17 protein-coding genes are annotated in these 23,512 nt (G+C 36.2%); 10 read left to right on the top strand and 7 right to left on the bottom strand.

Translation table 11 applies throughout. The features are described from left to right. Positions 1 to 298 precede the first annotated feature (298 nt). From thrS to G508_RS0117390, 8 genes are all read left to right on the top strand, one after another. Positions 299 to 2,245: a threonine--tRNA ligase gene (thrS, locus tag G508_RS0117430; protein ID WP_026706511.1), complete on the top strand. Its 1,947-nt coding sequence runs from the start codon at positions 299 to 301 to the stop codon at positions 2,243 to 2,245. Between the two features lie 16 nt (positions 2,246 to 2,261). Then, positions 2,262 to 2,816 carry a translation initiation factor IF-3 gene (infC, locus tag G508_RS0117425; RefSeq protein WP_374725206.1) on the top strand — a complete coding sequence of 185 codons (555 nt, stop codon included), beginning with the start codon at positions 2,262 to 2,264 and terminating at the stop codon, positions 2,814 to 2,816. A gap of 109 nt (positions 2,817 to 2,925) precedes the next feature. Further along, complete coding sequence (rpmI, locus tag G508_RS0117420; RefSeq protein ID WP_007810722.1) at positions 2,926 to 3,123, top strand: 50S ribosomal protein L35; 198 nt, start codon at positions 2,926 to 2,928, stop codon at positions 3,121 to 3,123. 169 nt (positions 3,124 to 3,292) lie between these two features. Beyond that, complete coding sequence (rplT, locus tag G508_RS0117415) at positions 3,293 to 3,637, top strand: 50S ribosomal protein L20 (protein ID WP_026706509.1); 345 nt, start codon at positions 3,293 to 3,295, stop codon at positions 3,635 to 3,637. A gap of 92 nt (positions 3,638 to 3,729) precedes the next feature. Beyond that, positions 3,730 to 4,299 carry a Crp/Fnr family transcriptional regulator gene (locus G508_RS0117410; protein ID WP_026706508.1) on the top strand — a complete coding sequence of 190 codons (570 nt, stop codon included), beginning with the start codon at positions 3,730 to 3,732 and terminating at the stop codon, positions 4,297 to 4,299. Between the two features lie 77 nt (positions 4,300 to 4,376). Continuing rightward, a complete protein-coding gene (locus G508_RS0117405; RefSeq protein ID WP_026706507.1) occupies positions 4,377 to 4,814 on the top strand; it encodes a carboxymuconolactone decarboxylase family protein in 438 nt (145 codons plus the stop codon). A gap of 402 nt (positions 4,815 to 5,216) precedes the next feature. Continuing rightward, a complete protein-coding gene (locus G508_RS0117395; protein WP_026706506.1) occupies positions 5,217 to 6,116 on the top strand; it encodes an AraC family transcriptional regulator in 900 nt (299 codons plus the stop codon). 85 nt (positions 6,117 to 6,201) lie between these two features. Continuing rightward, a complete protein-coding gene (locus G508_RS0117390) occupies positions 6,202 to 7,044 on the top strand; it encodes an oxidoreductase (protein ID WP_035695054.1) in 843 nt (280 codons plus the stop codon). Positions 7,045 to 7,102: 58 nt separating this feature from the next. Here the strand turns inward: G508_RS0117390 and G508_RS0117385 are convergent, their stop codons facing one another. Beyond that, positions 7,103 to 7,945, bottom strand: a complete 843-nt coding sequence (locus G508_RS0117385) for an isoaspartyl peptidase/L-asparaginase (RefSeq protein ID WP_026706504.1) — start codon at positions 7,943 to 7,945, stop codon at positions 7,103 to 7,105. An 8-nt stretch (positions 7,946 to 7,953) separates the two neighbouring features. Continuing rightward, on the bottom strand, positions 7,954 to 8,850 hold the full coding sequence (locus G508_RS0117380; RefSeq protein ID WP_026706503.1) for a cyanophycinase: 897 nt from the start codon (positions 8,848 to 8,850) through the stop codon (positions 7,954 to 7,956). A 625-nt stretch (positions 8,851 to 9,475) separates the two neighbouring features. Here G508_RS0117380 and cphA point away from each other — a divergent pair. Both cphA and G508_RS0117370 read left to right on the top strand, forming a co-directional pair. Continuing rightward, positions 9,476 to 12,100 (top strand): cyanophycin synthetase, encoded by a 2,625-nt coding sequence (gene cphA, locus G508_RS0117375; RefSeq protein WP_026706502.1) that lies wholly within the window; start codon positions 9,476 to 9,478, stop codon positions 12,098 to 12,100. Between the two features lie 104 nt (positions 12,101 to 12,204). Then, positions 12,205 to 14,337 carry a S9 family peptidase gene (locus G508_RS0117370; protein WP_026706501.1) on the top strand — a complete coding sequence of 711 codons (2,133 nt, stop codon included), beginning with the start codon at positions 12,205 to 12,207 and terminating at the stop codon, positions 14,335 to 14,337. Positions 14,338 to 14,690: 353 nt separating this feature from the next. Here the strand turns inward: G508_RS0117370 and secDF are convergent, their stop codons facing one another. The 5 genes from secDF to lpdA form a co-directional block, all read right to left on the bottom strand. Next, complete coding sequence (gene secDF, locus G508_RS0117360; RefSeq protein ID WP_026706500.1) at positions 14,691 to 17,675, bottom strand: protein translocase subunit SecDF; 2,985 nt, start codon at positions 17,673 to 17,675, stop codon at positions 14,691 to 14,693. 223 nt (positions 17,676 to 17,898) lie between these two features. Next, on the bottom strand, positions 17,899 to 18,834 hold the full coding sequence (locus tag G508_RS0117355; protein WP_026706499.1) for a malate dehydrogenase: 936 nt from the start codon (positions 18,832 to 18,834) through the stop codon (positions 17,899 to 17,901). A gap of 25 nt (positions 18,835 to 18,859) precedes the next feature. Further along, a complete protein-coding gene (locus G508_RS0117350; RefSeq protein WP_026706498.1) occupies positions 18,860 to 19,870 on the bottom strand; it encodes a DUF6588 family protein in 1,011 nt (336 codons plus the stop codon). After that, entirely contained in the window at positions 19,863 to 21,803 is a 1,941-nt protein-coding gene (gene gyrB, locus G508_RS0117345; RefSeq protein WP_026706497.1) for a DNA topoisomerase (ATP-hydrolyzing) subunit B, read from the bottom strand. Before gyrB ends, G508_RS0117350 begins: the two co-directional genes overlap by 8 nt. Positions 21,804 to 22,002: 199 nt before the next feature. Further along, on the bottom strand, positions 22,003 to 23,391 hold the full coding sequence (lpdA, locus tag G508_RS0117340; RefSeq protein WP_026706496.1) for a dihydrolipoyl dehydrogenase: 1,389 nt from the start codon (positions 23,389 to 23,391) through the stop codon (positions 22,003 to 22,005). Positions 23,392 to 23,512 lie beyond the last annotated feature (121 nt).

Below are 23,512 nucleotides of genomic sequence, written 5' to 3'. Positions count from 1 at the left end.
GAATGAAATAAAACCCGAAGCCAGAAGCAAAATTTAGCAGGCCTGCATACCGTGAAAGCTTCCAAAAATGCCCCCTGTTTGCTAAATAGCCCCGATGGTGACACTGTTTGAGCTCTTGCAACTGCCGTCAGAGCTGTTGCAAAGCAAGTGGCACCAGCGGGAATATGGTTTTATTTTGTCACTGAAGATTCGCTACCAATGAAACTATACATTATATAATAGGTATGAAATTATAGTACCTATATATATTGTATGTGTTTTGAGAATCTTCTATATTTGCGGTCATAAATTTTATACGATGATAAAGATTACGTTACCCGATGGGTCAATTAAGGAGTTTGCTCAAGGAACAACTCCGATGGATGTTGCAAAAAGCATTAGTGAAGGATTGGCAAGAAATGTTATTTCTGCTTCTTTTAACGGCACTACTGTTGAAACCGCGACGGAACTGACGACGGATGGGTCACTCATATTATATACTTGGAACGACAAGGACGGAAAGAAAGCCTTTTGGCATTCAACTTCACACGTTATGGCACAGGCATTGGAGGAATTGTTCCCTGGAATTAAACTAACATTAGGGCCTGCAATTGAAAACGGCTTCTATTATGATGTTGATTTTGGCGACCAAAAAATTACGGATGCCGATTTCAAAAAAGTAGAAGATCGTGTTTTAGAGATTTCAAGAGGCAAATATGAATTCAAGATGCGTTCGGTTTCAAAGGCTGAAGCTTTGGAGGTTTATAAGAATAATGAATACAAGACCGAATTGATTTCGAATCTTGAAGACGGGACGATTACTTTTTGTGATCATGCTGACTTTTTTGACTTGTGCCGTGGAGGACATATTCCGAATACAGGAATCATCAAGGCTTTTAAAATTATGAGCGTTGCCGGAGCCTATTGGAGAGGTGACGAAAAGAACAAGCAGTTGACTCGTGTTTATGGAATTTCTTTCCCTAAGCAAAAAGATTTGACAGATTACCTTGAATTGCTTGAAGAAGCAAAACGTCGTGACCATAGAAAACTTGGAAAGGAATTAGAATTGTTTGCTTTCTCTCAAAAAGTAGGTCAAGGTTTACCTCTATGGTTGCCAAAAGGTGCGGCTTTAAGAGATCGCCTTGAGCAGTTCTTGAAAAAAGCTCAAAAGAAAGCTGGTTACGAACAAGTAGTTACACCACATATCGGGCAGAAAGAGCTTTATGTTACTTCTGGACACTACGAAAAATATGGAGCAGACAGTTTCCAACCTATCAGCACACCTGCTGAAGGAGAGGAATTTCTATTAAAACCAATGAACTGTCCTCACCACTGTGAAATCTTTAATGTAAGACCATGGTCCTATAAAGATTTACCAAAGCGTTATGCCGAATTTGGTACCGTATATAGGTATGAACAATCAGGAGAATTGCACGGTTTGACTCGTGTTAGAGGATTTACTCAAGACGATGCCCATATCTTCTGTACACCTGAGCAATTGGATGAGGAATTCAAAAAAGTAATCGATCTTGTATTATATGTATTCGGATCTTTAGGTTTTGAAAATTTTACCGCTCAAATTTCTTTAAGAGATCAGGAAAATAGAGCTAAATATATAGGTACCGACGAAAACTGGGAAAAAGCTGAAAATGCAATTATCAATGCCGCAAGAGACAAAGGCTTGAATACTGTTGTTGAATACGGCGAAGCAGCCTTCTATGGTCCTAAATTAGACTTCATGGTAAAGGATGCCTTGGGAAGACAATGGCAATTGGGAACTATCCAAGTTGATTATAATTTACCAGAACGTTTTGACTTGACTTATAAAGGTTCGGATAATGAATTGCACCGTCCGGTGATGATTCACAGAGCACCTTTTGGATCGATGGAACGTTTTATAGCAATTTTACTAGAACATACAGCAGGAAATTTCCCAATTTGGTTGATGCCTGAGCAAGCTATTATATTGTCTTTGAGTGAGAAATATGAAAAATATGCTAAAAAAGTTTTAGATTTGCTAGAAAATCACGAAATTCGCGCCCTAATTGACAACCGAAACGAGACGATTGGAAGAAAAATCCGTGAGGCAGAAGTTCAAAAGTACCCATTCATGCTGATTGTAGGTGAAGAAGAAGAGAAAAATGGTACTATTTCTGTACGTCGTCACGGACAGGAAGGAAAAGGAAATATTAGCGTTACTATAGAAGAATTTGCTTCAATAGTGAACGAAGAAATAAAAAAGACATTAAAAACATTTACAGTTTAACTTAAATAATAAAGCCATAGCAATAAGAAGCAACAGAGGTTACCAGCCTCGAGTAGAAAAAAAAGATGCACACAGAATAAATAATCTTATTCGTGTTCCAGAAGTACGTCTTGTAGGTGATAACGTTGAGCCAGGAGTTTATAAAATCTCAGAAGCTTTACGTATGGCAGATGAGCAGGAATTCGACCTAGTTGAAATTTCTCCAAATGCTGAACCGCCTGTATGTAAAATAATGGACTATAAAAAGTTCCTTTACATGCAGAAGAAAAGAGAAAAGGAGCTTAAAGCAAAATCTACTCAGATTACCGTAAAAGAAATTCGTTTTGGCCCTCAAACCGATGAGCACGATTACGAATTTAAAAGAAAAAATGCAGAGAAGTTCCTTAAAGAAGGTTCTAAACTGAAAGCATTTGTATTCTTTAAAGGACGTTCTATTATTTATAAAGATCAAGGACAAATTCTTTTATTAAGACTTGCTACCGATCTTGAAGAATATGGAAAGGTTGAAGCAATGCCTGTTCTTGAAGGAAAGAGAATGATCATGTTCATTGCTCCGAAAAAGAAAAAATAGTTGAATAGGCAGAAGGTAATAGGCAATAGTGAAGAACTAATGGCTATTTACTTTTGGCTTTTCACTTAAAAATAAGTAAGTAAGAATAAATTAAATACATCTAGGAAAAATGCCTAAAATGAAAACCAAATCTAGCGCCAAGAAACGTTTTAAAGTTACTGGTTCTGGAAAGATTAAAAGAAAACACGCTTTTAAAAGTCACATCTTGACTAAAAAATCTAAAAAGCGTAAATTAGCTTTGACTCACTCTGCACTTGTTCATAGTACAGATATGAAAAGCATCAAACAACAATTAAGAATTATCTAATAAAGGCTCAAGGTAAAGGCTTGAAGGCACAGGGAAATCCCTAAACCATAAACCCACTACTCTAAACCCAAAAATTCTTTAGGTTAAAAATTATTCAATAACCTTGGAGTATGGCCACAAGTTCCTTTGATTCAATTCAGGACGCCTGCTACAAAAAAACATTAAAATTATGCCAAGATCGGTAAATTCAGTTGCTAAAAGAGCAAGAAGAAAAAAAATAATGAAGCAAGCCAAAGGTTTCTTTGGTAGACGTAAAAACGTTTGGACAGTTGCTAAAAACGCGGTGGAGAAAGCTATGGTTTATGCTTACCGCGATAGAAAACAAAACAAGAGAAACTTCCGTGCATTGTGGATTCAACGTATTAACGCTGGAGCCAGATTGGAAGGAATGAGTTATTCTCAGTTTATGGGGAAAGTAAAAGCTAATGGAATCGAATTGAACAGAAAAGTTCTTGCAGATTTAGCGATGAACCACCCAGAAGCTTTCAAAGCTGTTATCAAAAAAGTAAAATAAGAACGTTTGTCAAACAATAATTTATCTACTTACTTATATCAAACCCATTCGAAAGAGTGGGTTTTTTATTTTACATCATTTATATTTGCCTTATGAATCCTCTTATCCAACATATTCAAAAGTTCATCAGTTTAAGCGAAAGCGAAGCAAAAATCGTTCTTTCCTATTTTGAACAGGAAAATTTCAAGAAAAAACAATTGCTATTGGAAGAAGGACAAATCAGTAATAAGCAATATTTCATCTTAAAAGGATGTATTCGGTTTTACATCAACAACTCAAAAGGTGTAGAACAAACGATGCAATTTGGAATTGAAAATTGGTGGATTACCGATTATTTAAGCTTTCAATATCAAACAGCTTCTCACTTTAATATCCAAGCAATCGAAAATATAGAGGTGCTTTCTATCGACAGGAAATCATTTGATGAGCTATTAGATCAAGTCCCAAAGCTTGAAAGATACTTTAGATTAGTCATCCAAAAATCCTTTGGAGCTTCTCAAGTACGAATCAGGTATCTTTTTACAATGTCGGCCGAAGAGCGTTTTCATCACATGAACAATATGTTTCCTGAATTTATTCAACGGGTTCCCCAGTATATGATTGCCTCCTACTTGGATTTTTCGCCAGAGTTTATGAGTAAAATCAGAGCTGGAAAAGTCTGATTTCATTTCTTGAAGTACTTCAAGTTTTTTAAGCCACCTCTTGCGGAACTTTGTAATGAATTTAAAAACATATCAAAATGGACACAAGAGTAAACATTTTTCAGACACAACCAGAAGCCTACAAAGCAATGTTCGGATTAGAGAAATACATCGCTTCAACTTCTTTAACTTCAACCCACAAAGAGCTGATCAAAATCAGGGCTTCACAAATTAATGGATGTGCATTTTGTATCAATATGCACACTGCAGATGCAAGAAAACAAGGCGAAACCGAACAGAGAATCTATCTTTTAAATGCATGGAAAGAAACAACGCTTTTCACAGAAGAAGAACGAGTGATCCTTGAAATGACAGAAGAGATTACCTTGATTCAAAAAAATCATTTATCAGATGCTACTTATGCAAAGGCTAAAAGTCTATTCACAGAAGACTATATCGGAAACATAATTATGATGATTACCATCATCAATGCTTGGAACAGAATTGCAATTGCAACAGAACTAGCAGTTAACTAAATAATTTGAAAATATGATTTCAGTAGAAGTAACCTATACCGTAAAGCCAGAGTTTGTAGCTCAAAACAAAGCTAACATTAAGACATTTTTGGAAGACTTTAAAAAATTTAAATCCTTCAGATTTTAAGTACGACGTGTTTTTATGTGAAGATGGAATTACCTTTATACATCTATCTTCTTATAAAAATGAAGCAATACAGAAACAAATTCTGAATGTGCCTTCCTTTAAAAACTTCCAAAAAGAGCGAGATCAAAGCGGTCTCTATAATTCTCATAAGTTTGAATTGCTCGAGCATATAGGTTCTTCTTTTTAATATTTGAAAACATACAAAAGCCATCCCTTATCGGATGGCTTTTTTACTTATATGCTATTTGTATGTTTGAATTTTGTAATTTTGTAAAATGAAAACACAATCACTAAAAGAGTTTTATCAAAACAAAATGGAACATATTACCGTTGATTTGAAAGACGGGATTGGTCATTTTAATGTTTTTAAATTGGAAGACTGCCTTCCAAATGAAAGCCCAAACATCAGCTACAGTCGTCGGGATTTTTATAAAATATGCCTCATTCGGGGAACAAATCTCTACCATTATGCAGACAAAAGTATTGAAGTTTCGGGTCCGACCTTGATATTTTTCAATCCACAAGTTCCGTATACTTGGGAACATCTCTCAGGAGAAACAACTGGCTATTTCTGTATTTTCACAGAGTCCTTTTTTACAGAAAAAATAAAAGGAAACCTGAACGACCTACCAATGTTTGCCCAAGGCGGAAAACCATCATACATTTTAAATGCCAAAGAAGACACTGAAGTTACAGCCATTTTCGAAAAGATGTTCAACGAAATAAGTTCTGATTATGCTTATAAATACGACTTACTCAGAAACTATACTACCGAGCTTACCCACTACGCTTTGAAAAGACAACCAACAGAAACAATATACCAGCATCCTGACGCAAATTCAAGAATAACGGCCGTTTTCACAGAATTACTAGAGCGTCAATTCCCAATAGAAACACCTTCTCAAAGATTCACACTTCGCTCTGCAAAAGACTTTGCAGGCCAGCTATCAATTCACGTCAACCATCTGAACAGAGCCATCAAAGAAACCACCGGCAAAACCACTACACATTACATCACAGAACGAATAACTACCGAAGCCAAAGCATTATTAAAATATACAGACTGGAATATTTCAGAAATAAGTTATGCCTTAGGTTTTGAAGAAGCAGCACATTTCAATAACTTTTTCAAGAAAAAAACCAACCTGACACCAAGCTTTTACAGAAATGTTTGAATTTTGCAATCATTCGTTTGATTGAAGCAAGAAACCAAATCCATTCCTGCCATAATTTTGCTTCATAATTTAAAAACAAGTAATTATGAAAAGTGAAAACAAAAAAGTTTGGTTTATTACAGGAGCATCAAAAGGTTTCGGTCTTATCCTTGTAAAACAATTATTAGAAAAGGGTCATTCAGTAGCTGCAACAACAAGAAATAAATCGGATTTACTAAAAGAGATTCCAGCTAATTCACGATTTTTAGCACTTGAAATGGATTTGGTTAACGAAAAAAGCGTTCAGAATGCTATTTCAGAAACAGTAAAAACATTCGGACGAATTGATACTATTGTCAATAATGCCGGTTACGGATTGCTTGGTGCACTCGAAGAACTTTCAGATGCAGAAGCAAGACAGAACTTTGATGTCAATGTTTTTGGCTCTTTAAACGTAATCCGACAAGCACTACCTTATTTGCGTGAGCAGAAATCAGGACATATTTTCAACTTCTCGTCAATAGGCGGTTATGTAGGTGACTTCCCTGGATTCGGAATTTATTGCTCCACAAAATTTGCCGTAATAGGTTTTACAGAAGGCTTGGCTATCGAAACAAAACCTTTCGGAATAAAAGTAACCGCTGTACTTCCAGGTTATTTCAGAACCAATTTCTTAAATCCAGATTCTTTATCAACTCCTAAAAATCATATTGAAGATTACAACGAAGTCAGAGCCTCACAAACAATGCATCAGGATGAAATCAATCAAAATCAACCTGGCGATCCTGAAAAAGGAGTGGCAGAAATTATAAAAATCGCCGAACAGGAAAACCCACCATTGCATTTATTCCTAGGAAACGATGCGTATGAAATGGCCAAAAGCAAGATTTCATCCATGGAAACTGAGCTAGATGAATGGAAATCTGTAACTGTTTCTACAGGATTCTAATAAAAAAACACCCGATAGGCTTTGGCTTATCGGGTGTTCTTCTATAAAATAATATTTTCTACTTAAAAACTTCTTCGTTTTCTCCATCAAAACTTGCAAAAACCATACTCGGATGAGAGTCTTGATGAAATATAGTTCCATCCTTATCAATTGCAATTGCACCAGCAAAACCATCAAAAGGTTTTAATTCATTGAACGTTTTCTCAAAAGCTTCCTTCAGTGAAAAACCATCCGTTACACGAGTTACAATCTTTGCCGCAACCGCTCCACTCACTATATCTTCTCCAACTCCTGTTAAACTCACTCCACAAAATTCGTTGGCATAATTTCCTGCAACCGTAGCAGAATCAGATATCCTACCCGGAATTTCAAAACCTTTTCCTCCTGTAGAAGTGGCTACCGCAATCTTTCCGTCCTTATCCAAAGCCACACAGCCTACAGTTCCCGTTCCGGCAGAAGCCAATTTCGCTTCATATTCTGAACGCCTTTGAGGAATTTCTGTAGAAAAAACCTCAAAACCGTGCTTTCTCGCAAAGTTGGTCGCTCCACTTCCACCCAAAACCTTATCATCATAATCCAATAAAACTTGGGCAACCTGAACCGGATTTTTAACTTCCTCAATATTAATGACGCCGCTCATCTTATGCGAAAAGCCGTCCATCAACGAAGCACTCATCCTGATTTTTCCATCACTTTGAATCTGCGAACCAATTCCCGCATTGAATAATTCATCATCTTCCAATTGTGAAACCGCATAAACTACGGTTTCTAAAGCCGAATGTGATTTCAAAAACGCGTAAGAATCTTTCGCAATTCGCAATAATGCTTCTTGCTTCGCTACTTTTGTCTCGTGATTGGTAGAAGATTCAGAGAAAAAACCGCCGTGTATAATTATTTTCATAAGTCGTATTAATCAGTTGGAAGCCCTAATTCATCTGCATATTGAGATGATTTTATGTGCATCTTGTGAGTACTCAAGTCAAAAGTATCATACATACTCATCACATGTGTCACCAAATGCGATATCGAAATCGGTTGTCCCAATTCAACCTGCGTCAAATTAGTATCTTTTATTTCACGACCATCAACCAGAATCACAAGCCCGGAACCAATAGCTTCCATGTGCTTATTATCCTTTATCAACAACCCAGTATCTTCACCAAGACCTATTCCTAAAACTTTTGGATTGCCAACAACCGCCTGAAAAAGCCTGCCAATCCTACCTCTTTGCACAAAATGCGTATCAATGATAACACCGTCAATCAATCCCAAACCGCTCGTGATTTTCACTTCGCCTTTCAACAAAGCCTCCGAACTACTTCCTTGGTAAATCATATTACTTGAGGCAGCAGCAGCACCAGCCGACGTACCTGCATAAATAAAATCTTCATTATGGTATTTATCTAAAATGATATCATGAAAAGGAGTGCCGCCAAGAATGGAAGTCAGTCTTAATTGGTCGCCACCTGTAAAAATAACCACATCAGCCGCTTTCAATTTTTCTAAAACCTCTTCACTACTTGCCTGTTCACGTTTTTCAATATGTAATACGTTCACATTTTTAGCACCCAAATATTCAAGTGCCTTAACATATTCCGGACCTATTTCTCTTGGTATTTTCGAAGCCGTAGTCACAACTTCTATCCTGGATTTCTCCTTATGTTTCGACTCAAGCAAGAGTCTCTTCAAAATTCCAGTTTCAAAAAAGTTCAAATTATTTGCAACATTTTTGTCTAAATCAGTTTCTGTAAAACTTCCTTTATCTACAGCACCACCTATAATCATTAATTTGCCTTGTATAGTCATTTTAATTGGTATGTTATTTTTGTAAAAATAACCAAAAACTTAAAATGAGCAATCTTCAAGCCCTTATTTTTAATAATATTTTCAGGAGCTAATCCGGCTTTCCGCTACAAGCTCTCCCCTTAAAAGCTTTTTTTCTAATGCCACAACAGGAGCTTCCGTTGGTCGCTCTGTTCTGTCAAGAAAAAATAGCCTTTAAGCGTTCGAGGCTTTTCGCTACAATCCGGGCTATCACCCAGCAATACCAATAAACCAAACCAATTTTTCGACATTCCCCTGCCCTGTTTAAACTATCTTAAAATTCTACTGATCTTTCACCTTCTCCTCTTGATCTTTCACATTCCTCCATTGATTTTTCATCCCACTTCATTAATTCCTTTTGCACTTGCTTTTTTTCATTTTAGCACCATTCAATAAGCGCCAATACCCATCATCATTTATTTATCCTAAATATTAATTTTTAATATCAACACTAAAAAAAATATTTTAGTTGAATGATATTCTATTTTTTTTAACTAATTTTCTAAATATTTTTTTCAAATCCATAAAATAGAAGAAATTAAAAAAAAGAACAACCTAAAATTCAGTCATTTACCTAAAACAAAACATAAACAATAACTTCAACCGAATGAAAATATTAAAAATACAAGCCCTTCGAGGCCCCAACATCTGGAGCGTTCAAAGAAAAAAATTAATCCAAATGCGATTGGATTTAGAGGAGATGGAACAATTTCCTACCAACAAAATCGAGGGTTTCAAGGAACGTATAGAAGCCATGTTTCCTACCATGTTCGAACACAGATGCTCAGAAGGCGTTCCAGGAGGATTTTTCTCAAGAGTAGAAAGAGGCACTTGGATGGGCCATGTAATCGAGCATATTGCACTCGAAATTCAAACTCTTGCCGGGATGGAAACCGGTTTCGGACGAACTAGGGAAACCAAAACACCCGGAACCTATAATGTTGTTTTCAGTTATACCGAAGAAAATGTCGGATTATTTGCTGCAGAATCAGCAGTTGCAATTGCCGAAGCCCTCATTGCTGGAACCGAATATGACTTAGAGGCTGATATTCAAAAAATGCGTGAAATTCGCGAACGCGTTCGACTTGGACCAAGTACGGGAAGTATAGTCGAAGAGGCTGTTGCCAGAGATATTCCTTGGATTCGTTTGGGAACAAATTCGTTGGTTCAACTAGGATATGGAGTTCATCAAATGCGTTTTCAGGCAACCATAACTTGCAAAACCAGCAACATAGCTGTTGATATTGCTTGTAATAAAGAAGAAACAAAACGGATGCTCGACTTGGCTTCAATACCTGTAGCTAGTGGAAGTATCTGTGTTGACGAAGAAGATTTGGAAGCAACCATCAAAAAAATTGGCTACCCAATCGTATTAAAACCATTGGACGGAAACCATGGAAAAGGAGCTTCCATCAATGTTACTAATTGGGAAGATGCCAAAGCAGGACTCGTTTATGCTCAAAAATATAGCAGAAGAGTAATTGTAGAGAAGTTCATCACAGGATTTGACTTTAGAGTTTTGGTAATTGATAATAAATTGGTAGCAGCTGCAAAGCGAGTTCCAGCCCACGTGATTGGTGATGGAAAAAACACCATCCAATACCTGATTGATGAAACCAACAAGGATCCACGGAGAGGATATGGTCATGAAAATGTATTGACACAGATTGATGTGGATCGTGATACATTAGATTTACTAGAAAAATTAGATTACACCGTTGATAGTATTCCTAAAAATGGAGAGATTGTCTATTTGAAATCAACCGCCAATTTAAGTACAGGCGGAACTTCAGTAGATGTTACCGATATGATGCATCCGGAAAATATTTTTCTAGCCGAAAGAATCTCAAGAGTGATTGGCTTGGATGTTTGCGGAGTTGATATCATGGCCGAAAATTTGACACAACCATTAAAAGAAAATGGCGGTTGCATATTAGAAGTCAATGCCGCACCAGGATTTAGAATGCACCTTGCTCCATCCGAAGGATTGCCAAGAAACGTGGCTTCGCCAGTAATCGATATGCTTTATCCGCCAGGGAAACCAAGTCGAATTCCGATTATTGCCGTTACAGGAACCAACGGAAAAACTACCACTACCCGACTTTTGGCACACATTGTAAAAAATAATGGCTACAAAGTGGGCTTTACCACATCCGATGGAATTTATATCCAGAACCACATGATGGAAAAAGGCGACACAACCGGACCAATTTCGGCTGAATATATCTTGAAAGATCCAACGGTAGAATTTGCCGTTTTGGAAACAGCCCGAGGCGGAATCCTTCGTTCTGGTTTAGGCTTTAGCCGATGCGATATTGGTGTGATTACCAATATTCAGGAAGATCATTTGGGATTGAGTGACATTCATACTCTCGATGATTTGGCGAGAGTGAAAAGCACAGTCGTTAAAAGTATCAAGAAAGACGGTTGGGCAATTTTGAATGGCGACGATGACCAATGTATTAAAATTGGAGAAGAACTAAGTTGCAATGTGGCGTATTTCAGTATGGATGAGGACAGTCCGTTCATCAAAAAACAATCCAAAGAAGGAAAAATAGTAGCGGTTTATGAAAATGGATTTATAACCGTTAAAAAAGGAGAGTGGAAAATCCGTGTGGAAAGAGCGACTCATGTTCCTTTAACTTTAGGTGGAAAGGCCAAATTTATGATTGCAAATGCTTTGGCTGCTACATTGGCAAGTTATTTATGGGGATTCAAGACTGAGGATATTAGCCTTTCGCTTCAAACATTTATTCCAAGTGTGGCTCAAACTCCGGGACGTATGAACATATTTGACTTCAAAAAATTCAAGGTCTTGATCGATTTCGCTCATAATCCGGCTGGCTATTTGGGTGTTGAAGATTATTTGAACTCTGTTGAAGCCAATAAAAAAATTGGAATCATTGCAGGAGTTGGCGATCGTAGGGACGAAGACATTAAGGAATGTGCTAAAATTGCTGGAAGAATGTTCGACCACATCATCATACGCTCTGAAAAACATCTGAGAGGACGGACAGAAGATGAAATCAACAATTTAATTCTTGACGGAATTTCTGAATCTGGACGAAATGTCACCTACGAAATCATTTCAAAAGAAGTGGAAGCCATTAAGCATGCCATCAATATCGCCGAAGAAGGCACCTACATTACCGCTTTGAGTGATGTCGTGACCAATGCCATCGAAATTGTACAGCAATATCTGGACAAAGAAAATGAGGCAGGAATGATTTAATAAAAATTAAAACAAAACAATAAAGGATGATGTTAACGGTATAATAAAGTACCGTTGATGTTGTCCTTTTTTAATACATTTGATTTCTATCAAAAATATCTAATATGAACAAAAAATTAATTGCAGTTTTCAGTCTTTTTTTGGCTTTCACCGCTTTTGGCCAAACCAAGAAACTTACACTCGAAGATGGTGTTTTGCAACAATACAGGGCTTTTAGAGCCGACAATGTTTTAGGGTTTCAATGGATACCCAACACCAACAACTATATTTTCTTTGAAAATTTTGGTCAAAAAGTAATGGTGGCCTCTACTTCGAATACAAAAGCTACCGAATTAGTTTCCATTTCTGATTTGAATAAAGCACTTGGAACAAGTTTTAGAGGATTCTTTGGAATTGAATGGAAAGATGCGAATACTTTTATTTTAAGCGAAGGAACAAAATTCTACGAATATAATGTAGCTACAAAATCGGGTAAGCAAATTGCCGAACTACCAGAAGTAGCCGAAAATCAGACTTTTGACAACAATAAAGAAAATATTGCTTTTACAGAAAAGAATAATTTGTTTTTCATCAACAAAAACAACCAAAAAGTTGCCGTTACAAATGAATCTAATGAAGGAATAGTTTCGGGACAAACATATGCGAGAAGTGAATTTGGGATTCATAACGGAATATTTTGGTCGCCAAATGCCAACTTTTTAGCGTTCTATCAAAAAGATGAAACCAAAGTTGCCGATTATCCTCTGCTTGATATCAATGAAACGCCTGGAAAATTGCAGAACATCAAATATCCGATGATTGGTCAGGAGAGTGAAAAACCTAGAGTCGGAATTTATAATTTGGCTACAGCCAAAACCGTATTTATTACTCCAAAAGGAAACGTTGATGATTATTTGACAAATCTTTCTTGGACACCTGATGAGAAATATATTTTGATTGCCGAAGTAAATCGTGGTCAGAATGATATGTCGTTACATTTATATGATGCAAAAACGGGAGCTTTTGTCAGAACACTTTTGAATGAAAAGAATTCGAAATGGGTAGAACCTGAACATCCAGCCTTTTTTCCAAACTCAAAATCCAACAATTTTATATGGATAAGCGAGAAATATGGCTTCAATAATTTGTATTATTATTCTATCGAGGGAAAGCTAATCAAGCAATTGACACAGAATAAATTTGTAACAACCGGAATTATTGGAGCAAATCCATCTGGAACAGAAATATACTTTTCTGCTACTGGTCCAAACCCAACCAATATGTTAGCTTATAAAGTAGATTTGAAAGGAAAACAAACGTTGCTTACAAAAGAAGAAGGGGTTCATAATTTTTCAGTTAGTAATGATGGTAATTGGTTTTTTGATGAATTTTCAAATCACACTACTCCATCAAAATCCTTGCTTTTGGATAAAAATTTAAAAGCAAAAGTTTTAGTAGAAAGCAAAAACAAATATGCTGACTACCAAATGGGAACTTCGGAAATCAAAACGATCAAAGCTGGTGACGGAACAACGGATTTATATACACGACTAATCAAGCCGAGTAATTTTGACCCTTCAAAAAAATACCCAGTAATGGTGTATGTTTATGGTGGACCTCACGCTCAAATGATTACCAATTCTTATCTGGATGGAGCAAATCTTTGGATGTATTGGATGGCTGAACAGGGATATTTGGTTTTTACGGTTGACAATCGTGGTTCGGAAAACAGAGGTTTGGCATTCGAAAACGTAATTCACGCAAAATTAGGAATCGCTGAAATGGAAGACCAACTAAAAGGTGTGGAATATCTAAAATCGCTTCCTTATGTTGATGGAAATCGTTTAGCAGTTCATGGTTGGAGCTATGGAGGTTTTATGACGACTTCGTTAATGTTGAGAAAACCTGATACGTTTAAAGTTGGAGTTGCCGGTGGCCCCGTTACTGATTGGAAATTCTATGAAGTGATGTATGGAGAACGTTATATGGATACTCCTGCCGAAAATCAGCAAGGATTTGATGAAGCAAGTACTTTAAATTATGTAAAAAACTTAAAAGGAAAACTGCTTTTGATTCACGGAACAAGTGACGATGTGGTGGTAATGCAACAAAATTTTGCTTTGGTAAAAAAATTCATCGAAGCCGAAAAGCAAGTTGATTTCTTTCCTTATCCGATGCACAAGCATAATGTGACGGGAAAGGACAGAGTTCATTTGATGCGAAAAGTTTTGGATTATATTATAGAAAATAATAAATAAGAAAAGATTTTATTCTAAAATAGAAACTCCCGACTACTTTGTAATCGGGAGTTTTTTTATGTTCCACAATTATACTCTTGTTTAAATATTTGGCTAAGCCAAATGGGGATTGATTTGATGTTTTTTTCATTAAATGTCTCTCATTGGTTAAAACCAATAACAATTGATGAATGACTAATAACTAAACTATCGCATACAATTACTAGACAATCAGCCAACACGAATTACACAATTTTAACGAATTGAATAGTAAGAATTGGTGTTGAAGTTTTTAGAATCTGAAAGTTAGAAATCAAAAAAGGCTGCCTCGAAATAGAGACAGCCTTTATATATTTAAAAACTTAACTTTAAGATTAAGCTATTTCCTCGTTATTAGGATTGTTGTGCATATCTTCAATTCTTTTATGCTCAGCATCAGAAATCGTATCACACAATACTGGTGTTGCGATAAAAAGAGAAGAATAAGTTCCAACGATAATACCAATCAACATTGCGAAAATAAATCCTCTAATCGTTTCACCACCTAAGATAAACATGATAACCAATACGATGATCATCGTTAATGATGTATTGATTGTTCTAGACATTGTAGAGTTAATCGATTTATTCACAATATCATTGAAAGAACCTTTGGTTTTACCTCCTAAATATTCACGAACCCTGTCAAATACAATTACGGTATCGTTCATTGAGTATCCAATAACTGTAAGGATTGCCGCGATAAAGTGCTGATCGATTTCCATACCGAAAGGCATATATTTCCAAAGAAGAGAATAAACTCCCAATACAAAAATAACGTCATGAGCTACAGCTGCAATCGCCCCCAAACTATATTGCCATTTACGGAAACTGATTGTCAAGTAAAGGAATACAATAGCCATTGCTCCAAGTACAGCCCAATATGAATTTGTCTTAATATCTTCTGCTACAGTTGGACCTACTTTTGAAGCTTGTACAATACCTAAGACTTTTCCATCATAAGGATTTACAAATTTATCATACGTCATATCGGCTGGGAAATGTTTTTTCAAACCATCAAAAAGCATCTTGTTAACTTCCTCATCAGCTTCAATTCCGTGAACATCAACTTTATATTTGGTTGTAATTTTTAATTGGCTGTCTTTACCAAAAACTTTTGCTTCAACACCACCACCAAAAACAGCGTTTAATTCTTCTTTAATTTCATCAGTTGGAACCGTTTTCTCGAATCTAACTTGGAAGGTTCTACCTCCAACAAAATCAACACCTTGGTTGAAACCATTCATCACAATTGAAGCGATACTTACAATAACAACTATAGAAGAAATGATGTAAGTATATTTTTTTGCACCTAAGAAATTATAATTAAAGTTTCTAAAGAAGTTTGTAGAGAAGCTGGTATCAAAAGTTAATTTATTGTTTTTAGCAGCACTTCTTTCTAAAAGGATTCTTGAGATAAAAATAGCTGTAAACAAAGAAGTAAAAATACCAATCAACAATGTCAAGGCAAAACCTTTAATAGGACCTGTTCCAAAAACATATAAAACGATACCTGTTAAAATGTGAGTTACGTTTGCATCTACAATAGATCGCATTGCACCTTTCCAACCATAAGAAGCTTTGATAGAATCTTCTAGAGAGTTTCCTGAACGAAGTTCTTCTTTTGCTCTTTCATATATAATAATATTAGCATCTACAGCAGTACCCATCGTTAAAACGATACCTGCAATACCCGGCAATGTTAATACAAAACCAAAACTTGCCAATACACCAAACAAGAAGAGTAAGTTTACTGCTAATGCAATATTTGCATACCAACCTGCTCTACCATAATATACAATCATCCAAAGTGAAACCAATAACAATCCTAACAAAGAAGAATTAATCCCTGCATCAATCGCTTCTTGACCTAAAGATGGCCCAACCACTTCTTTTTGAATAATATCGGCTGCAGCTGGCAATTTACCTGCTTTTAATACATTCGCCAAATCTTTTGTTTCAGCAACTGTGAAAGCTCCTGAAATTTGAGAATTTCCTCCAGCAATAGGACCAGTTGTAACCCCTGGAGCAGAATATACTACATCATCCAGAACAATAGCAATAAAACCTTGTTGGCTATATGCCTTTCCAGTTAGTTCTTCCCAAATCTTTGCACCATTACCATTCATTTGCATTGAAACGCAAGGTCTTCCCATTTGGTCAAACTCATCTCTTGCTTCTGTGATAACACCACCACTCATTGGAGCCACATTATCTCTATTTCCTTTTAAAGCATAAAGCTCAAGTGTTTCAATTTCTTTACCACTATTATCCTTTACTGTTGAAGGTTTACCCCAAACGAATTTAGCAAAACGCTGATCCCCTTGTAAAAGTGATTTGATATCGCTTCTATTCAAATATTTATTAACGGTAGCTGTATCTTTTATAGAAAAAACACCTAGAACTGGTCCACCACCTTGTCCGATGATTTTACTAAACAAAGGATCATTTCCTTTTGAAGTAGCTGTCGAATCAGCTGAATCATCAGTCAATAAAGAACTCAATGAATCCTTAGCAACAGTAGTATTTTCTTTAACTGCAACTTCTGTTGTTTTCAAAACATTATTTGCTTCAACAAGGAAGTTACCAATTTCTTCGATTTTGTAAGTCTCCCAAAACTCTAATTGAGCAGTACTTGACAATAATTTACTAATACGATCTACATCCTTAGCACCTGGAAGTTCAACCAAGATTCTTCCTGTTTCTCCTAATTTCTGGATGTTTGGTTGTGTTACACCAAATTTATCGATACGCTTTCTTAGTACTTCAAAAGCACTATTTACAGATTCGTCAACTTTTCTTCTAATTACTTTTTCTGCTTCAGCATCAGTCATCTTAAAGTTGATACCGTCTTCACCTTGCAAATTTTTATTAGCAAAAATCTCTGGAGAAGCTAATTTGGTTTTTCCACCCGAAGCATCGTTGAATGCTATGAAAAAAGCATCAATATAAGTTTGATTTCCTTGAAGATTTTTAGTGGCATCATCTAAAGCTTTGTTGAAAACTGGGTCTTTTGAATTATTTGCCAAACCTTTCAAAACATCTTTTACAGATATTTGAAGGATAACATTTATTCCTCCCTCAAGATCCAATCCTTTGTTGATTTTTTTATCTTTTACATCATCATATGTAAAAAGATCTAAAAATACTTTCTCTTTCCCAATTGAATCAAGGTATTTTACCTCTTGCTCTGGATTTCCTTTTGCAAAAGCTTTTGCTTTGCTTTCAACGCTACTTGCTACAAATGTGAAAGTAAGTTGGTAAATACTTACCAATGCAAATAAAATTGCAAAAAATTTAACGAGTCCTCTATTCTGCATTATTACTAATAATTAATTAATTTTGATTGTATTTTATTGTTTTTAATGTTAAAAAATAAATAATTCAAAAGCTAATGATTTAAAAGCTATCAAACTCAGCTATTTCCCTTTTTTTAAAACGAGCAAATATATAATTTACAAAAAGATTAACCAATTTATTTATTGATTAATCTCAAAAAAAAGACTGCAAGTTTGCAGTCTTTTTCAAATTTTATGTAAAAGCTTATACTAAAACCGATTTCAAATCGGCATTCATGTTTCGAACTGCATCAGCACTTTTTCCAAACAAAGCTTTTTCAGCGTCATTTAAAGCAATATCAACAATTTCTTCGATTCCATTTTTACCAATAATACAAGGCACACCAATACAGATATCACTTTGTCCATATTCGCCTTCCAAGAAAACAGAACAGGCAATCATTTTTCTTTGATTATTCAAAATACTATTCACCAAGTAAGCCACTGAAGCTCCAGGTGCATACCAAGCAGATGTCCCCAACAAACCTGTCAATGTGGCTCCTCCAACCATTGTATCAGCAGCCACTTTATCCAATTGTTCTTGAGACAGGAATTCCGAAACTGGAATTCCATTATAAGAAGCCAATCTTGTCAAAGGAATCATTGTAGTATCGCCATGCCCGCCAATTACCATAGCAGATACATCATTTGCAGGCTTATCTAAAGCTTTTGACAAATAATATCTAAAGCGTGAGCTATCTAATGCACCACCCATTCCTATGATTCTATTTTTTGGTAAACCTGTAGCTTTTAATGCTAAGTAAGTCATAGTATCCATTGGATTTGAAACCACAACAACAATAGTGTTTGGCGAATGAACCAAAACATTATCTACAACCGATTTTACAATTCCAGCATTAATACCAATCAATTCCTCTCGTGTCATCCCTGGTTTTCTTGGAATTCCAGAAGTAATTACAACCACATCACTGTTAGCCGTTTTTGAATAATCATTAGTAACACCTGTAAGTTGTGTATTAAAACCCGTATTGGTAGCACATTGCATGATATCCATAGCTTTACCTTCAGCAAAACCTTCTTTAATATCCAATAAAACTACTTCACTTGCAATTCCTCTGTAAGAAATTACATCTGCACACGATGCTCCAACGTTTCCAGCACCAACTATTGTAACTTTCATATTATGTTGTTTTTATATTTAATAATTAGAATTCGTATTGTAATGCGGTATTTGAGTTTACAAATTTACCAAAAGCAAGCGTTTGTTGTATATAAAAATGGTGAAATTGATACCTTCCCGAAACTTCTCCTATTCCATTGAATGTAGTTCGGGCAATCGATTTCAATTGACCGTTCAAAACATCCTGTAATGGTGTTATTTTCTCAATTTCACCTTTCGGCCCATTAACTTTATACTCAAAATCACTTGTATTCATAATTAAACCAGCAGAAATCTCAAATTTCGCAAATTCTTTTGAAGCATTAATTTGAAATTGCCAAGTATCAATCAAGCTGTTTAATGCATTTAAACCAAGGTTTCCATAAGTAGTTTCTACATCTAAGAAATTAACTGTTAGATCTTCTTTAGAATAGGCAGCCAAAACAGAAAGATGCAAGTTTCTTTTCTCTAAACCAGAAAAATACTGACTAAGATTATGCTTCAAACCTAAACCATACACCTGATAATCAACATTTTTCAATTTAATTCTTGGAGAAAACTTACCAATAACTTCTGTTCCGTACCCTAGTCCCAACGAACCTTGAAGATAGGGATAAACCACTACTTCTCGATCTATTCCTTCCGGTGTTCTAAGCGAAACTGGACTATCACCAAGTTCTCCAACCAACTCCACATATTGATCATTTCCTAAAGCGGAAGGCGTTAAGGCACTTTCCACACCTTCTTCTTTAATTCTAAAAAATGAAAGATCACTATTCGAAAGTCTGAAATGACGATCCGATTGTGGAACAAAAAAAACATTTCCGTGCAATCCCAAAGTAAAATCCCAAAGTTTTGCTTTTTTAGCAGTATTCACCCAGCCGGATGCCGCTTGATAAACGGCGGCATCTGTAGCAGGTGTAACATATTTATCAGTAAAAAAAATCGCATCTTTTATCAACAGGGCTAATTCGTCACCTGGCAAAGATTGAGCATTTGTTTTGCCAAAGCAAAAAACAGATACAACAACGATTCCTTTTAGTACCGATTTACGCATCGATATTAGCGTAAACAGCGTTCTTTTCTATAAATTCCCTTCTTGGCGGAACTTCATCTCCCATTAGCATAGAGAAGATTCTATCTGCTTCTGCAAGACTGTCAATAGTTACCTGACGTAAAGTTCTGAAATTCGGATCCATTGTAGTTTCCCACAATTGTTCGGCATTCATCTCTCCAAGACCTTTGTAACGTTGGATTGCAGCACTTCCTCCCATTCTCTCATTTGCCTGATCACGTTGAACATCATTCCAAGCATATTCTTTTTTATTTCCTTTTTTAACCAAATATAAAGGTGGTGCAGCAATATAAACGTGTCCGTCTTCAATCAATTCACGCATAAAACGGAAAAAGAAAGTAAGAATCAAAGTAGCAATGTGACTACCATCGACATCGGCATCACACATGATAATTACCTTATGATATCTTAACTTTTCAAGATTCAAAGCCTTACTGTCTTCCGCAGTACCAATTGTTACACCTAAAGCAGTGAATATATTTCGAATCTCTTCGTTTTCAAAAACCTTATGCTGCATCGCTTTTTCAACATTCAGAATCTTACCTCTCAAAGGCAAAATAGCTTGAAAGTTTCGGTCACGGCCTTGTTTTGCCGTTCCACCAGCCGAATCTCCCTCAACTAAGTATACTTCACATTTTGCTGGATCTTGCTCAGAACAATCTGATAATTTTCCTGGCAATCCGCCACCACCCATTACGGTTTTACGTTGCACCATTTCACGTGCTTTTTTAGCCGCATGACGTGCTTGAGCTGCAAGGATTACTTTCTGAATAATGATTCGAGCATCGTTTGGATTTTCTTCCAAATAATTTTCCAACATTTCAGACACTGCCTGACTTACTGGCGAAACAACTTCTCTGTTTCCTAATTTGGTTTTGGTTTGCCCTTCAAATTGAGGCTCGGCTACTTTAACCGAAATAATTGCTGTTAATCCTTCACGGAAGTCATCTCCAGCAATTTCAAATTTCAATTTGTCCAACATTCCAGAAGCATCGGCATATTTTTTAAGCGTTCTTGTCAAACCACTTCTAAAACCTTGCAAATGCGTTCCACCTTCGTGCGTATTGATATTATTTACGTAAGAAAAAATATTCTCCGTGTAGCTTGTATTGTAAATCAAGGCAACCTCAACTGGAATTTCTCCTTTTTCGTGGTCCATTGAAATTACGTGAGAAATAATTGGCTCACGATTTCCATCTAAATAACGAATATATTCTTTCAAACCTTCATCTGAATGAAATAATTCTGAAACGAAATTTCCGTCCTTATCTTTTTCTCTCTTGTCTGTAAAAGTAATTGTGATTCCTTTATTCAAGAACGAAAGTTCACGCATACGAGCCGACAATGTATCGTATGAAAATTCTGTTGTTTGCGTAAAAATCGTATCATCTGGATAAAAAGTCTGGCGTGTCCCTCTTTTTTCAGTTTCACCAACTTGCTTTACAGGATATAAAGCTTTTCCTTTTTCATACTCCTGCTCATAAATTTTTCCATCACGAAAAACCGTAGATTTCATGTGATTGGACAAGGCATTTACCACAGAAACACCCACACCGTGCAAACCTCCAGAAACTTTATAGGAATCTTTATCAAACTTACCCCCAGCTCCAATTTTGGTCATTACAACCTCAAGTGCCGAAACACCTTCTTTTTTATGTAAATCAACTGGAATACCACGACCGTTGTCTTCAACAGTAATCGATCCGTCTTCGTTAATCCAAACTCCGATGGTATCACAATGACCTCCCATCGCCTCATCGATAGAGTTATCTACCACCTCATAAACCAAGTGGTGCAAACCTCTAACCCCAACATCTCCAATATACATCGACGGACGCATTCTAACGTGCTCCATCCCTTCTAATGCCTGAATACTATCTGCTGAATAATTGTGCTTATTAACTTCTTCGCTCATATTTATATATTATTCTGAATGATTTTTTGTTTAACGAACAAATATATGAAAACGCGAGGGATAATAGCTTAAAAATGCTTGTTTTAGTCCGTAAGTTATTAACATTTTCATCTTAAAAACTTCGTAATTTATACCCTTTTATAAAACAAAAAAATCCGCTTTTCAGCGGATTTAATATTATCTATAAAACTTGAATTTCTTACAAGTGAATCACCTCTCCATAAGCATCAGCTGCAGCTTCCATAATAGCCTCGCTCATTGTTGGGTGTGGATGGATTGATTTGATGATTTCGTGACCTGTAGTTTCTAATTTACGAGCTACAACTGCCTCAGCAATCATATCCGTAACTCCAGCACCAATCATGTGGCAGCCTAACCATTCGCCGTATTTGGCATCAAAGATTACTTTTACAAAACCATCTTTTGTTCCAGCTGCACTTGCTTTCCCTGAAGCTGAGAATGGGAATTTTCCAATTTTCAATTCATATCCTTTTTCCTTCGCTGCTTTTTCAGTCAAACCAACAGAAGCAATTTCCGGAGTGGCATACGTACAACCAGGTATATTTCCATAATCGATAGCATCAACATGAAGACCTGCTATTTTCTCCACACAAGTAATTCCTTCCGCAGAAGCTACGTGAGCCAAAGCCGGACCCGGAACTACATCTCCAATGGCATAATACCCTGGAACATTAGTTTGATAGAAAGCATTCACCAAGATTTTATCTCTATCTGTTGCAATACCAACTTCTTCCAAACCTATATTTTCAATGTTTGATTTAATTCCAACAGCCGAAAGCAAGATATCAGCTTCTAGAATTTCTTCTCCTTTTGCCGTTTTTACAGTTGCTTTTACTCCGTTTCCTGAAGTATCAATTTTTTCAACAGAAGAATTGGTCATGATTTTCACACCCGCTTTCTTCATCGAACGCTCCATTTGTTTTGAGATATCTTCATCCTCAACCGGAACGATATTTGGCATGAATTCCACAATTGTTACATCGGTTCCCATCGAGTTATAGAAATGAGCAAACTCAACTCCAATAGCTCCAGAACCCACAACAATCATTGATTTTGGCTGTTCTGGCAACGTCATTGCTTGGCGGTAACCAATTACCTTCTTACCATCCTGCGGCAAGTTTGGCAACTCACGAGAGCGAGCTCCAGTAGCAATTATAATATGATCGGCTGAATATTCTGTCGTTTTTCCGTCTTGATCCGTAACATCGATTTTCTTTCCTGGCTTTGCTTTTCCAGTTCCTTCCAGAACATCAATCTTGTTTTTCTTCATCAAAAACTGAATCCCCTTGCTCATTCCGTCGGCAACACCTCTAGAACGCTGGATTACAGCACTAAAATCTTTATCAAATTCCGAAACAGTCAAGCCATAATCAGAAGCATGTTTTAGGTAATCAAAAACTTGAGCCGATTTCAACAAGGCTTTTGTTGGAATGCAACCCCAGTTCAAACAAATTCCACCAAGGCTTTCTTTTTCAATAATAGCCGTTTTAAATCCCAATTGCGAAGCTCTAATAGCCGTTACATAACCACCAGGACCACTTCCTAAAACAATAATATCGTATTTCATTTTTTTTTATTTTATTTGATTTTGTGAAAATGTAATTCGCCTAAGCTCATTTCATTTACTATAATTTCTAAATGAATTTTTCAGTTGCGAAATTAAGCATTTATTCTCTTTTAAGAAAACT

Source organism: Flavobacterium soli DSM 19725 (assembly GCF_000422705.1).
GTDB classification, from domain to species: domain Bacteria; phylum Bacteroidota; class Bacteroidia; order Flavobacteriales; family Flavobacteriaceae; genus Flavobacterium; species Flavobacterium soli.
Note: the sequence above shows the minus strand (reverse complement) of the source record. Positions and strands in the feature narration are given on the sequence as shown.

Coding starts and splice junctions, on each gene's coding strand:
- thrS (WP_026706511.1), top strand. CDS start 299: ATGATAAAGATTACGTTACCCGATGGGTCAATTAAGGAGTTTGCTCAA.
- rpmI (WP_007810722.1), top strand. CDS start 2,926: ATGCCTAAAATGAAAACCAAATCTAGCGCCAAGAAACGTTTTAAAGTT.
- rplT (WP_026706509.1), top strand. CDS start 3,293: ATGCCAAGATCGGTAAATTCAGTTGCTAAAAGAGCAAGAAGAAAAAAA.
- G508_RS0117410 (WP_026706508.1), top strand. CDS start 3,730: ATGAATCCTCTTATCCAACATATTCAAAAGTTCATCAGTTTAAGCGAA.
- G508_RS0117405 (WP_026706507.1), top strand. CDS start 4,377: ATGGACACAAGAGTAAACATTTTTCAGACACAACCAGAAGCCTACAAA.
- G508_RS0117395 (WP_026706506.1), top strand. CDS start 5,217: ATGAAAACACAATCACTAAAAGAGTTTTATCAAAACAAAATGGAACAT.
- G508_RS0117390 (WP_035695054.1), top strand. CDS start 6,202: ATGAAAAGTGAAAACAAAAAAGTTTGGTTTATTACAGGAGCATCAAAA.
- G508_RS0117385 (WP_026706504.1), bottom strand. CDS start 7,945: ATGAAAATAATTATACACGGCGGTTTTTTCTCTGAATCTTCTACCAAT.
- G508_RS0117380 (WP_026706503.1), bottom strand. CDS start 8,850: ATGACTATACAAGGCAAATTAATGATTATAGGTGGTGCTGTAGATAAA.
- cphA (WP_026706502.1), top strand. CDS start 9,476: ATGAAAATATTAAAAATACAAGCCCTTCGAGGCCCCAACATCTGGAGC.
- G508_RS0117370 (WP_026706501.1), top strand. CDS start 12,205: ATGAACAAAAAATTAATTGCAGTTTTCAGTCTTTTTTTGGCTTTCACC.
- secDF (WP_026706500.1), bottom strand. CDS start 17,675: ATGCAGAATAGAGGACTCGTTAAATTTTTTGCAATTTTATTTGCATTG.
- G508_RS0117355 (WP_026706499.1), bottom strand. CDS start 18,834: ATGAAAGTTACAATAGTTGGTGCTGGAAACGTTGGAGCATCGTGTGCA.
- G508_RS0117350 (WP_026706498.1), bottom strand. CDS start 19,870: ATGCGTAAATCGGTACTAAAAGGAATCGTTGTTGTATCTGTTTTTTGC.
- gyrB (WP_026706497.1), bottom strand. CDS start 21,803: ATGAGCGAAGAAGTTAATAAGCACAATTATTCAGCAGATAGTATTCAG.
- lpdA (WP_026706496.1), bottom strand. CDS start 23,391: ATGAAATACGATATTATTGTTTTAGGAAGTGGTCCTGGTGGTTATGTA.